Here is a 12,740-nt window from a genome sequence, read left to right as displayed (position 1 = left end):
CGGTGCGCCGTTTACTGGCACTCCCGGAAAAATTCTTAGCGTTCAGCCATCAACACAATCACATCTGTACTGAACGAGCCGTCGGCATCAATCTCAAAATATTCGCGCACTTCGTTGCCCATCGACTGCTGCAACTGGCGGATCGCCGCGCGCATCACTTCGGGTGTGCGCATGCGCTCGACCCAACTGCTGTACTCCAGACGCAGGCGTTGACGCTTGGTGCTGCGGGTATACAGGCCAGCTTCGCTGACCTGACGCAACCACTCGCCGGCGGAATAATCGCGCACATGGCTGGTGTCGCGCAGTACTTCGACGCTTTGCAGGTAAGTGTCGAACAACGGACTGCCGGGCGACAACACGTCAACGAACACCGCCACACCGCCCGGTTTCAGCACCCGGCGCACTTCACGCAGGGCCAGACCGAGATCACTCCAGTGATGCGCCGAATAACGGCTGAACACGAAGTCGAACTCGCCATCGGCAAACGGCAGACGCTCGGCGGCGCCGTTGACCGTGGCGATGTTGCTCAGGCCGCGATCAACAGCAGCGGCCGCGACCACGTCGAGCATTTGCTGCGACAGATCGTAAGCCACCACTTCCCGGACCAGCGGTGAGACGTGAAAGCTCACATGCCCGGCGCCACAACCCAGATCCAGCACCCGGGCCTCGCCCTGCCCCGCCAGTTCAGCCTTTAGCAGTGCAAATTCGGTTCCCTGAGCGTGAACGGCGCTGCTCAGGTAGGCGGCGGCCTGTTCACCGAATTGCTTCTGTACGACCTGAGCGTGCTGGGCGGAGCTGGTCATGGGGACATCCTTTTGTTTAAGCCTTGTGTTGCTTCTGAGGGGCTCATCGCGAGCAGGCTCCTACATTTGGAATGCGTTCCCCTGTGGGAGTGAGCCTGCTCGCGATGGCGTCATTCGTCATAGGTAAATCACGCGTCGCGGAACAACCACGGCTGGCTGACCCGATGTTTGGCCTCAAACGTCGCAATCGCATCACCGTCCTGCAAGGTCAAACCGATATCGTCCAGACCGTTCAACAGGCAATGTTTGCGGAACGCATCGATTTCAAAGCTGTAAACCTTGCCATCCGGACGGGTCACGGTTTGCGCTTGCAGATCGACCTGCAATTGATAGCCCGGCTCGGCTTCGACCTGTTTGAACAGTTCGTCGACTTCCGCGTCGCTCAAGATGATCGGCAGCAAGCCGTTCTTGAAGCTGTTGTTGAAGAAGATGTCGGCGTAGCTCGGCGCGATGATGCTGCGAAAACCGTATTCTTCCAGCGCCCACGGCGCATGTTCACGGCTGGAGCCGCAACCGAAGTTCTCGCGGGCCAGCAACACGCTGGCGCCTTGATAACGTTCGGCGTTGAGGACGAAGTCCTTGTTCAGCGGGCGCTTGGAGTTGTCCTGATACGGTTGCCCCACATCCAGATAACGCCATTCGTCGAACAGGTTAGGGCCGAAACCGGTGCGCTTGATCGACTTCAAGAATTGCTTGGGAATGATCTGATCGGTGTCGACGTTGGCACGATCCAAGGGCGCGACAAGACCAGTGTGCTGGGTAAAAGCTTTCATGCTGCGCTCCTTAGATCAATTCACGAACGTCGATGAAACGACCGTTCACCGCTGCCGCAGCAGCCATGGCCGGGCTGACGAGGTGGGTACGGCCACCGGCGCCCTGACGGCCTTCGAAGTTACGGTTGGAGGTCGAGGCGCAATGCTCGCCGGACTCCAAGCGGTCCGGGTTCATCGCCAGGCACATCGAGCAACCCGGCTCACGCCATTCGAAACCAGCCTCGAGGAAAATCTTGTCCAGACCTTCGGCTTCAGCCTGCGCCTTCACCAGACCCGAGCCCGGCACCACGATCGCTTGCTTGATCGTCGAAGCGACTTTACGGCCCTTGGCGATAACTGCCGCCGCGCGCAAATCTTCGATCCGCGAGTTGGTGCAGGAGCCGATGAAGACGCGATCGAGCTGAATGTCAGTGATCGCCTGATTGGCGGTCAAACCCATGTATTTCAAGGCGCGGACGATCGAGTCGCGCTTGACCAGATCCATCTCTTTGGCCGGATCGGGCACGTTCTGATCAACGGCCAACACCATTTCAGGCGAAGTGCCCCAGCTGACTTGCGGCTTGATCTGCGTGGCGTCGAGCTCAACCACGGTGTCGAACTTCGCGTCGGCGTCGGACACCAGCTCTTTCCAGGCTTCGACTGCCATGTCCCACTGCGCGCCTTTCGGTGCGAACGGACGACCTTTCACGTAATCAACAGTCTTTTGATCCGCCGCCACCAGCCCCACGCGGGCGCCGGCTTCGATGGACATGTTGCAGATGGTCATGCGGCCTTCGACGGACAGGTCGCGGATCGCGCTGCCAGCGAATTCAATGGCGTGGCCGTTACCACCGGCAGTGCCGATCTTGCCGATCACGGCGAGGACGATGTCCTTGGCGGTCACACCGAACGGCAATTGGCCTTCGACGCGCACCAGCATGTTTTTCATTTTCTTGGCGACCAGACACTGGGTGGCGAGCACGTGCTCGACCTCGGAAGTGCCGATACCGTGAGCCAACGCGCCGAATGCGCCGTGGGTCGAGGTGTGGGAATCGCCGCAGACCACGGTCATGCCCGGCAAGGTCGCGCCCTGCTCCGGGCTGATCACGTGGACGATGCCTTGGCGGACGTCGTTCATCTTGAACTCGACGATGCCGTATTCATCGCAGTTGTCATCGAGGGTCTGAACCTGCAAACGCGAGACCTGATCGGCAATGGCTTCGATGCCGCCCTTGCGCTCTGGAGTCGTCGGTACGTTGTGGTCCGGGGTCGCGATGTTGGCATCGATGCGCCAAGGCTTGCGCCCGGCCAGGCGCAGGCCTTCGAAGGCTTGCGGCGAGGTCACTTCGTGGATGATGTGACGATCGATGTAAATCAGCGCCGAGCCATCGTCGCGCTGTTTGACCAAATGCGAATCCCAGAGCTTGTCGTAGAGCGTTTTGCCGGCCATCAGACGGTTCCTCATCAGCTTGTTTCTATGCCCTGGGCTTATCAATAACCCTTTGGCTTGTGAGGCCGATCCTATGGGGTTAGATTAAATAACTCAAATTCATATTTTTTATGCTTTGGATAACCAACTGGAATACGAACATGGATCTGGCCAACCTCAATGCTTTTATCGCGATTGCCGAGACCGGCAGCTTCTCCGGCGCCGGCGAACGCCTGCACCTGACGCAACCTGCGATCAGCAAGCGCATCGCCGGGCTGGAACAGCAATTAAAGGTGCGCCTGTTTGATCGGCTGGGTCGCGAAGTCGGTCTGACTGAGGCGGGCCGTGCCCTGCTGCCTCGGGCTTATCAGATTCTCAACGTGCTGGACGACACCCGCCGCGCATTGACCAACCTCACCGGCGAAGTCAGCGGCCGCCTGACGCTGGCCACCAGTCACCACATCGGCCTGCACCGTTTGCCGCCGTTATTAAGGGAGTTCACCCGCCGCTACCCACAGGTCGCGCTGGATATTCAGTTTCTCGATTCGGAAGTGGCCTACGAAGAAATTCTCCATGGCCGTGCGGAACTGGCGGTCATCACCCTAGCCCCGGAGCCACATACGCTGGTCAAGGCCACCCCGGTGTGGGACGACCCGCTGGATTTCGTGGTCGCTCCCGAGCATTCACTGATCAGCAATGGCGCCGTCAGCCTGGCGGACATTGCCGGTCATCCGGCGGTTTTCCCCGGCGGCAACACATTTACACACCATATTGTTCAGCGTTTATTCGAGGCGCAGGGCCTGACGCCTAACATCGCCATGAGCACCAACTATCTGGAAACCATCAAAATGATGGTCTCCATCGGTCTGGCCTGGAGCGTTCTGCCGCGCACCATGCTAGACGATCAGGTCGCGAGCATCGCATTGCCGGGCATACAGCTCACTCGCCAGCTAGGCTATATCGTGCACACCGAACGGACGCTATCGAATGCGGCGAAGGCATTTATGGCCTTGCTGGATGCACAAATCGATCTGCCAGGGACTCAGGGCTAACTTGTGCTACTCCTATAGAGCTGCTGTCTCTGTGCCTAACGCCACCACCCGCTCAAGGCCTGTTAACGATGCCGAAATCTGTTGACCGAATTCCGCCGATGCCGCGCATTCAAGCCATTGACCCGCGACACTCCGAGCAGAGCTGGGAGAGCGCGCCGCAATTGCTCGCGGCACTCAATGGCGCGCGGCTCGGCGCCTGGTATTGGGATATCGAGCGTGGGCAGATCAGTTGGTCACGGGGCACCCAGGCGTTGTTCGGTTTCGATCCGCGCCAGCCGCTGCCGGAAGATCTCGAATACCTCGATTTGCTGCCACCGGAAGATCGGGCAAAAACCGTGCGTGCCTTCCACGCAGTGATTGCCGGCGCACCGCTGGAACAGGCGATGCACCACCGTATCCGCTGGCCCGACGGCAGCCTGCATTGGCTGGAGATCAACGGCAGCTTGCTCCCGGATAAAAACGGCCGCCCCCGAATGATCGGGGTGATTCGTGAAGTCACCCACCAGCGCCAACGCGAACAGGCTCTGAGCAGCTCGGAGAAACGTTTCGCCACGCTGTTTCATCTGTGCCCGAACATGGTGCTGCTGACCCGACAGGAAGACGGCTTGATCAGCGAAGCCAACCAGTATTTTGAAAGTCTGTTCGGCTGGCCGGTACAGAGTGCCATTGGCCGCACCACCCTGGAACTGGGCCTGTGGGTTCACCCCGAGCAACGGGGCGAACTGGTCAAGAAAACCAAAGCCAAGGGCGAGTTGGTCAGCATGGAAGTGCAATTTCGCGCCAGTAACGGCCAAGTCCTTGACGGCATCCTCAGCGCGCAAAAGGTTGAACTCGAAGGCCAACCCTATCTGCTCAGCACCTTCCTCGACACCACCGAGCGCAAAGCCGCCGAACACGCCCTCAAAGACAGCCAGGAACGCCTCGATCTGGCGCTGGATTCGGCGCAGCTCGGCACCTGGGACTGGCACATTCCCAGTGGCATGCTCTACGGCTCGGCCCGTGCTGCGCAACTGCATGGCCTGGAACCGATTCCGTTTCATGAATCATTCGATGAGTTTTTCGAAGGCGTACCCGGCGAAGAACGCGACAGCATGCGCGATGCCTACCGAAGCCTGCGCGAAGGCCCGGCGGGCAATTATCAACTGACGTATCGCGTGCAACTGCCGGACGGCAGCTCGCGCTATCTGGAAAGCCGCGCCCGCCTCTACCGCGATGAAAACGGCGCACCGCTGCGCATGGCCGGCACGTTGCTGGACATCACCGATCAGGTCGAGCGCGAGCAGCGGCTGGTGGCGTCGGAAGAGAAATTCGCCACGCTGTTCCAGGTCAGCCCCGATCCGATCTGCGTCACGCGCCAGGACAGCGGCGATTTCATCGAAATCAACTCCAGCTTCACCCAAACGTTCGGCTGGAGCGCTGCTGACGTGATCGGTCGCACGGCCGAAGATATCGGCCTGTGGGACGCCTCGGCCAAAAGCCTGCAACGCATCGAACGGGTTATCCGTGAACAGGGCCTGAGCAATGTCGCGATCATCGTCCAGCACAAGGATGGCCAGTCGCTGACCTGCGTGATTTCCAGCCGGCAGATCAGCGTCGGCGACCAACCGTGCATCGTCACCACGCTGCGGGATATCACCCAACAGCAACGCTCGGAAGCCGCACTCAAGGCCAGTGAAGAGAAATTCGCCAAGGCCTTTCACTCCAGCCCCGACGCGATCACCATCACCGAGCGCGACACCGGGCGCTATCTGGAGGTCAACGATGGTTTCTGCCGCCTCACCGGCTATCGCGCCGATGAAGTGGTCGGTAAAACCGTATATCAGGTGGGCATCTGGGCCGAGGAGAAGCAACGCTCGGCATTGTTGGCCGAGTTGCAGATCAAGGGGCGCGTGCATCATCAGGAAATGCTCGGGCGCAACAAACGCGGGGAAATGCTAACGGTTGAGGTCTCGGTCGAGCCGATCACCCTGAACGAAACAGCGTGCCTGCTGCTGACTGCCCGGGACGTCAGCCTGTTGAAAAACGCCGAAGCACAGATCCGTCATCTGGCTTACCACGACCCGCTGACCAACCTGCCCAACCGCGCCCTGCTGATGGATCGTCTGAGCCAGCAGATCGCCCTGCTCAAACGCCACAACCTGCGCGGTGCGCTGCTGTTTCTCGATCTGGATCACTTCAAGCACATCAACGACTCCCTCGGCCACCCGGTCGGAGACACCGTGCTGAAGATCATCACCGCAAGGCTCGAAGCCAGCGTGCGTATGGAGGATACGGTCGCACGCCTGGGCGGCGATGAATTCGTGGTGCTGCTCAGCGGCCTGGAAGGCACTCGCAATGAAGTCAGCGCGCAGGTGCGCGAACTGGCCGACACCATACGCGAGCTACTATCGGAGCCGATGTTCCTCGACGGTCAACGCCTGCAAGTGACGCCGAGCATTGGCGTGGCGCTGATTCCGGACCACGGCTCGACCCCGACCGACCTGCTCAAACGCGCCGACATCGCCCTGTACCGGGCCAAGGATTCCGGGCGCAACACCACGACGATGTACCACAACACCATGCAGAAGGCGGCCAGCGAACGGTTGCGCATGGAGACTGACTTGCGCATGGCGCTGTCCCGCGGCGAATTCAAAGTGCACTTCCAGCCGCAGGTCGACGCGCAGAACAATCGCATCATTGGCGCCGAAGCCCTGGTGCGCTGGAATCATCCGGAACTCGGTACGCAGTCGCCGACCGAGTTCATCAAGGTACTGGAAGACAGCGGCCTGATTCTGGAGGTCGGCACATGGATCCTCGACGAAGCCTGCAAGTCCCTCAAACAACTGATTGCCCTGAAGCTGGTCGACCCGCTGAAATTCAGCCTGTGCGTGAACATCAGCCCACGACAGTTCCGCCAGAACGATTTCGTCGAGCGCATCGAACACAGCATGACCAGCCACGGCCTGCCTTGCTCGCTGCTGAAACTGGAAATCACCGAAGGCATCGTCATTCAGAACCTGGAAGACACCATCAGTAAAATGCGTCGTCTGAAAAAACTCGGCGTGAGCTTCGCCATGGACGATTTCGGCACCGGCTATTCGTCGCTGACTTACCTCAAGCGTTTGCCGGTGGACACGCTGAAAATCGACCAGTCGTTCATTCGCGATGCAACCACCGATCCGAACGACGCGGAGATCATCCGCGCCATCGTTGCCATGGCCCGCAGCCTGGAACTCGAAGTGATTGCCGAAGGCGTGGAAACCCCGGAGCAACTGGCCTTCCTGCAAGGGCTGGGCTGCCACTTGTATCAGGGCTATCTGCACAGTCGGCCATTGCCGCTGGAGGGTCTGAAAAAGCTGCTGCCCTGATGCGCGCAGGTTGCAACAGACCGGCAATTGCCAGTACTGACGGCAACCTGTAGGGTCGCGTTTTTTGCGCCGTTTCGAGATCGATCATGCAGGATGCAACCCTCCCCCGCCCGGCCCTGCTGGGCATTGACCTTGGCACCACCAACAGTCTGATCGCCGTCTGGCAGGACGGTCAGGCCCGATTGATTCCCAACGCCCTCGGCGACGTGCTGACCCCATCGGTGGTCAGCCTCGATGAAGACGACACGATTCTGGTCGGCAAAGCCGCCCGCGCCCGACTGACCACGCACCCGGAGCGCACCGCCGCTGCATTCAAGCGGTTCATGGGCAGCGATAAACAAGTCCAGCTCGGTGCACGTCAGTTCAGTCCGGAAGAGTTGTCGGCGCTGGTGCTCGGCTCACTCAAGCAGGACGCCGAAGCCTTTCTCGGCCACCCGGTGTCGGAAGCGGTGATTTCCGTTCCGGCGTATTTCAGCGACGAACAACGCAAACGCACGCTGTTTGCCGCTGAACTCGCCGGACTCTCGGTGACGCGTCTGATCAACGAGCCGACCGCCGCCGCCATGGCTTACGGACTGCATGAGCAGAAGTTCGAACGTACGCTGATCTTCGATCTTGGCGGCGGTACGTTCGACGTCACGGTGCTGGAATACGCTTTGCCGCTGATCGAAGTGCACGCCTCCACCGGCGACAACTTTCTCGGCGGCGAAGACTTCACGGCCGCGCTGTTACAGGCCTGCCTGAAACACTGGCAACTGACCCCGGCAATGGTCGATGCGCAAAGCATGGCCAGCCTCGGTGATGCGCTTGAGCAGCTCAAATGCAAACTCGGCGAAGGCACTCAACACCTGAGCTGGCGCCACGCCGACAAGACCTTCGAATGGTCACTGGACGAAGCCGCTGCGGTAAAAATCTGGGAACCGTTGCTGGCGCGTTTGCGCGCGCCAATCGAACAAGCGCTGCGCGATGCCCGACTCAAGCCCCGCGACCTCGACAGCCTGGTGCTGGTTGGCGGCGCCACGCGCATGCCGGCGGTGCAGCAAATGGTCGCCACGCTGTTCGGGCGCCTGCCTTACCGGCATCTTGATCCAGACACGATTGTTGCGCTGGGGGCGGCGACGCAAGCGGCGTGCAAGGCGCGTGACGGGGCGGTTGAAGAGTTGATTCTGACGGATGTCTGCCCGTATACGCTGGGGATTGCGACCATGCGTGGAGAAGACATCAAAGGTGCCTTCTCGCCCATCATCGAACGTAACACCATCATTCCTACGTCAAGGGTGGAGCGCTATTACACCACCCAGCCCAAGCAATCGCTGCTGCGCATCGCCGTCTATCAGGGTGAACGGCCGTGGGTTTGCGACAACATTCTGATTGATGCTTTCGATGTGACGTTGACGCCCACTGAACACATCCAGGAGCTGGACGTACGCTTCAGCTATGACATCAACGGTTTGCTCGAAGTCGACGTCACCCTGCTCGAAACCGGCGAGCGTCACAGTCACAGCATCGACCGCAGCCCCACCGGTCTGGACGAGCAAGCGCGTCGCGACAGCCATAACCGGCTGTCGACACTGAAAGTCCATCCGCGCGATGCGCTGCCCAACCGCACGTTGCTCGCCCGCCTGGAGCGAGCATGGATGCAGAGTCTGGGCGAGCAACGCGAGCACATTGCCGAATGGCTGCACAACTTCACCAGCGTGCTCAGCGGCCAGCAACCCTCGGAGATCGCCAGCCATCGCTCAGAGCTGAACAAGGCGCTGGATCAACTGCGTCTCTAACCGTTGAGCCGCCGCAAAGCAGCCTGCAAGCCGCCGGATAGCATCTCGGAATCGCCGCTGTCCGGCGGCACACCATAGCGGTTGGGCAACTTGTCACCGGCAAGCCCGAACAACACCAACGGCAAAAATGGCAGAACCGGCGTCAGCGCCATGAAGATCAGCAACGTCGGAATGCCCCGGCCCATGTCGTGCAAGCGGCGCAGAATAGCGCCGAACACCAGCAGCACGCCCAATAACAGGATAAGAATGCCAGCGCCCGTGGTGCCACTGATCAACCCTGCCACCGGCGCAATCACCAAACACCCCAAGACCTGAGCGATAAAAGCCTTGCGCCCCAACCGCGAGCCGAGACGCCAGATCGCTCTCGCCGGTACCGGCTGCACATCGCTTTTCGCCAGCAGTAATCGTTCCGACCAGGACAATATCGCGCAAAGGGCCAGGCGCAACCCGACACTGTTCTGCACATCGTCCTTGCCCTGTTGCAGTTGGCGCAGGACGCGCGTTTTCGGCACCCCGGCAGTGCCATAGCGAATCAAGCCCTTGAGCGCATCCAGCGCTTCATACGCCAGCAGTTTGTCGACACCAAAATCCGTCAGCACTTTGCGCGGCGGCCATACCGGCTCGCCTTTGATCAAGCCATCGCGAAAACCTTCGAACCAGGCGTCTTCACAACTGACCGCCGCAATCGACTGCAGCAATGCGCGATGCTGTTCGGCACTCAGACTCGGGTCGTGATAGAGCACGCCCCAGAACATCATCAAACCCAGCAAATCGTCGCCACAGGCAGCACGATCGCTTTCAAGGCAGGTGTAAAGCAGGGTATTGGCCGGTAACCGCGTGCTGTCGAGTGCCTGCTGTACGCTGAACAATTGCTGCACCAACAAGCCATGTACCGGGTCATTGCCTTGCAGCCATCCGAGCAAACCATCGCAACTGCCTTGCTCACGCTGCAAGCGCCGCAACAAAGGTTGCAGGCGACTCAAGGGATGGGCCGGATTGAAAGGCAGGCGCTCCACGCACTGCGCATCAATCATTTGCAGCCAGCGTTGGGGCTGGTCCAGCAATGCCAGCAAAAACAGGGTCTGCGAGTGCCACTCCCAAGTGGCCTCACCCAGCCCGACCGGCGGCAACTGAATCCCGCGCCGGCTTAACTGCAGAATCAAATCGAGTTCGGACAAGTCGCAGTCGTCTTTGACCGCAGCCAGCTTGAACGCGTCTGCCAGTCTTTCCAGCGCAGCGTCGCTGTAAGGCCGCAAGCGACGCAACCATAGACGACAGACCTTATGCGGCTCGCCTTGCGTCAGTACCTGCGGCAAGGGCCGCGCACTAGAATCCGCGTCACTGAAAGCGCCCATGGCCAGTGCAATCGGTGCCCTGCTCAGCCAGCGCAGGTGTTGCTCAGCCTGATATTTGAATCCGCTCATCACCAGGCTTTCGAGGGCATCGATCGGCAGCGGTGCATCCACAATCTGCTGCAGCAAAGCCGAATTACCCCGATGCAGCGCCCAGGCATGCCGGTACAGATGCAGCAATCGGCTGTCGGCATTTTCGCCCAACAATTGCGCGAGCAATGGCAGCTCATCACCGCTCATGCGCCAATCGACAAAGCTTTGCGCAAGGCTCTCAAGCTTTAACCGCCCGACACCCAGCCAGCGGTTCAGCGTCTCGGGATGTTGTGACGGACAGCCATACACTTGGCCGTCATCGCCAAGATCCTCTGGCCAGGCAGAAATACCCTGCAGGCGATCGAATGCCTGAATCAGCAGCGGCAGAAAAGTCGGCTGACGCTTGGCGCACAGCTCCAGCAAACGACTTTCAGCCATCGGATGGCGATGCTCGTTCCACAGCCGGATCCAGCACGGCAATGCCTGATCGTCCTGGCCCAGCAGACTGTTCTGACACGCCAACAGGTAAAGCCAGTCGACATCGTCCGGTACGGCAAGCTGCTGTTCGATACAGCACTGCAAAAACGTCGGCCCGCCAATACCTGCCTGAGTGAACTGCACCAACAGACGCTTGAGAAACGCGGCATCATCCGGCAACGGCAGACAGGTATGCTGACTGGCGAAGTCGGCGAACTCCTGCAGTGGGCGCTGGTTGAAGATGAAGTCGAGACTACGGGCGTACCACAGCGATTCAGTTTGGGCTGCCTCGGACCATGTGCTCATCAGATCCGTATCAAACGGGTCCGGCGTTTCGATTCGCTGGAGAAAGAACTCCACCTGATGTGCGTCGTCGAAGCCCAGATCCAGCAACTGTTGATCCCAGGCCATACGCTTGGCCAACAGATTCGCGCAACGGTACGACAACGGACCGGCGTCGGCCATCCGGTGGTACAGCGCCCAGTTGAGTTCATCGAGCACGTCCAGCGACAGCTCATCCAGCCCTCGGACAAAGGCCTGCCACGCGGCGAAATTGAACCGGCGCGCGGAATCATCCAGCAGCTCGCAAAAATCCCCGAACACGGGAGGGACCTCAACGACAGTCTGTTCTGAGGCTTGGGACTCGTACTCGTCCTCGGGTTCTTCTTCCTCGTCTTCACGCGCCAGACGCAGGGCGTTTTCGTAGGCCATGCGCAGCGCCTGGAAGCCTTGCGGGTCAGTCTCCGGGTGATGTGCCGGCAAGCGTGCGCGGTAGGCGTTGCGAATCAGGGTTTCGTCGTTAGTAGGCTCGATGCCCAGGCGGATCCAGCAACTCATGACCAGTCGAACTCCTTGAGCGATGCCGGGCGTGGCGGCAAATCGATTTCCATATGCCACGGCAAATCAGCAAGGAACCGAGGGATGTTTTCGGCAAGGCCGCGGGCAATCCGCAGGTTAAGGGCGTTGGCGCCTTGTCGATCGAGTTCGCGCGCCAGCTCGTCGTCGCTGGCGCTCAGGCAGGACCAAAACGTCCGGCCCACGACAAAGCCATCGAAGTAAGCCATCCAGCTACCGTAGTGAAATTGCGCTCTGAGGGCCAAACGACTGTGCAGCCAGTTGCTTTCGTCCAGGTCGACCCACTGATTGCGCACCGCACAGCGCAAGAGAAAACCCATGCGACCATAGTCCCAGGACAAAATCCCGCCCGGCCCACAACTGCCGAACGTGCGACTGGCAAACTCATGCAGGATGCGTTCGCGGGGACTCAGGTCGTCAAGCAAGGCCTGCCATTCACTCGGCAGACAACGCTGCCACGCCAGATAGGCCGCGCTGAGGTGTTTGGCATGGCCGTCGTCGGTCATCCGTTCGAGCATGTCGAACAATTGCCCACGGTCATCGATACCCCAACTGTCCTGCAGATCGATGTAGCGATCATTGCAGAACGCGGGGTCGTCGTAGCTGGCGCCGGTATTGATCGCCGCCATGGGTGCAGACAGGGCGCACAGCCAGCGCTGTTGAATCTCGTCCATGAAAAAAGGCTCCAGGCCGACCGGTGAGGAATGGGGGTCGGCAAAACTGCGGCGGATTGTAGAGAAACCGCCGCCAGCGGCAAAGTCGCACAGCGGTTTTCTTGCGCGCACAAAAAAGGCCCCGACGTATCGGGGCCTTCATTCAGCGGCTCATCGCCTGTTCAGACGATTGTGTTGCGGCACATGAC

At 60.0% G+C, this 12,740-nt stretch carries 8 protein-coding genes; 3 read left to right on the top strand and 5 right to left on the bottom strand.

The window, feature by feature from the left end; all coding sequences use genetic code 11:
* Positions 1-35: 35 nt before the first annotated feature.
* The 3 genes from PSH79_RS09830 to leuC all read right to left on the bottom strand — a co-directional run bounded on the left by PSH79_RS09830 (position 36) and on the right by leuC (position 3,005).
* A complete protein-coding gene (locus tag PSH79_RS09830; RefSeq protein ID WP_305442385.1) occupies positions 36-803 on the bottom strand; it encodes a class I SAM-dependent methyltransferase in 768 nt (255 codons plus the stop codon).
* Between the two features lie 128 nt (positions 804-931).
* On the bottom strand, positions 932-1,576 hold the full coding sequence (leuD, locus tag PSH79_RS09825) for a 3-isopropylmalate dehydratase small subunit (RefSeq protein ID WP_007913445.1): 645 nt from the start codon (positions 1,574-1,576) through the stop codon (positions 932-934).
* A 10-nt stretch (positions 1,577-1,586) separates the two neighbouring features.
* Positions 1,587-3,005: a 3-isopropylmalate dehydratase large subunit gene (gene leuC, locus PSH79_RS09820; protein WP_305442384.1), complete on the bottom strand. Its 1,419-nt coding sequence runs from the start codon at positions 3,003-3,005 to the stop codon at positions 1,587-1,589.
* Between the two features lie 140 nt (positions 3,006-3,145).
* Between leuC and PSH79_RS09815 the strand changes: the two genes are divergently transcribed.
* The 3 genes from PSH79_RS09815 to PSH79_RS09805 all read left to right on the top strand — a co-directional run bounded on the left by PSH79_RS09815 (position 3,146) and on the right by PSH79_RS09805 (position 9,161).
* Entirely contained in the window at positions 3,146-4,036 is an 891-nt protein-coding gene (locus PSH79_RS09815) for a LysR family transcriptional regulator (protein WP_305442382.1), read from the top strand.
* A gap of 68 nt (positions 4,037-4,104) precedes the next feature.
* Complete coding sequence (locus tag PSH79_RS09810; protein WP_305442381.1) at positions 4,105-7,383, top strand: PAS domain S-box protein; 3,279 nt, start codon at positions 4,105-4,107, stop codon at positions 7,381-7,383.
* A gap of 86 nt (positions 7,384-7,469) precedes the next feature.
* The gene (locus PSH79_RS09805) at positions 7,470-9,161 is read left to right on the top strand and encodes a molecular chaperone HscC (protein WP_305442380.1); all 1,692 of its coding nucleotides are present in this window, start codon (positions 7,470-7,472) and stop codon (positions 9,159-9,161) included.
* Here PSH79_RS09805 and PSH79_RS09800 read toward each other — a convergent pair.
* Together PSH79_RS09800 and PSH79_RS09795 are read right to left on the bottom strand one after the other, a co-directional pair.
* The gene (locus PSH79_RS09800) at positions 9,158-11,860 is read right to left on the bottom strand and encodes a DUF805 domain-containing protein (RefSeq protein ID WP_305442379.1); all 2,703 of its coding nucleotides are present in this window, start codon (positions 11,858-11,860) and stop codon (positions 9,158-9,160) included. The two genes, PSH79_RS09805 and PSH79_RS09800, sit on opposite strands and share 4 nt — an antisense overlap.
* Positions 11,857-12,552, bottom strand: coding sequence for a DUF1266 domain-containing protein (locus PSH79_RS09795; RefSeq protein WP_160039038.1), 696 nt, complete (start codon positions 12,550-12,552; stop codon positions 11,857-11,859). The genes PSH79_RS09800 and PSH79_RS09795 overlap by 4 nt, the downstream gene beginning before the upstream one ends.
* Between the last annotated feature and the right edge of the window lie 188 nt (positions 12,553-12,740).

The organism is Pseudomonas sp. FP2196 (assembly GCF_030687715.1).
Taxonomy (GTDB): Bacteria; Pseudomonadota; Gammaproteobacteria; order Pseudomonadales; family Pseudomonadaceae; genus Aquipseudomonas.
This window is presented reverse-complemented; position numbering and strand designations above follow the sequence as displayed.

Excerpts from the sequence above, each read along its gene's own strand:
- PSH79_RS09815 (WP_305442382.1), top strand. The coding sequence starts at position 3,146 with ATGGATCTGGCCAACCTCAATGCTTTTATCGCGATTGCCGAGACCGGC.
- leuC (WP_305442384.1), bottom strand. The coding sequence starts at position 3,005 with ATGGCCGGCAAAACGCTCTACGACAAGCTCTGGGATTCGCATTTGGTC.
- PSH79_RS09830 (WP_305442385.1), bottom strand. The coding sequence starts at position 803 with ATGACCAGCTCCGCCCAGCACGCTCAGGTCGTACAGAAGCAATTCGGT.
- PSH79_RS09800 (WP_305442379.1), bottom strand. The coding sequence starts at position 11,860 with ATGAGTTGCTGGATCCGCCTGGGCATCGAGCCTACTAACGACGAAACC.
- PSH79_RS09795 (WP_160039038.1), bottom strand. The coding sequence starts at position 12,552 with ATGGACGAGATTCAACAGCGCTGGCTGTGCGCCCTGTCTGCACCCATG.
- leuD (WP_007913445.1), bottom strand. The coding sequence starts at position 1,576 with ATGAAAGCTTTTACCCAGCACACTGGTCTTGTCGCGCCCTTGGATCGT.
- PSH79_RS09805 (WP_305442380.1), top strand. The coding sequence starts at position 7,470 with ATGCAGGATGCAACCCTCCCCCGCCCGGCCCTGCTGGGCATTGACCTT.
- PSH79_RS09810 (WP_305442381.1), top strand. The coding sequence starts at position 4,105 with ATGCCGAAATCTGTTGACCGAATTCCGCCGATGCCGCGCATTCAAGCC.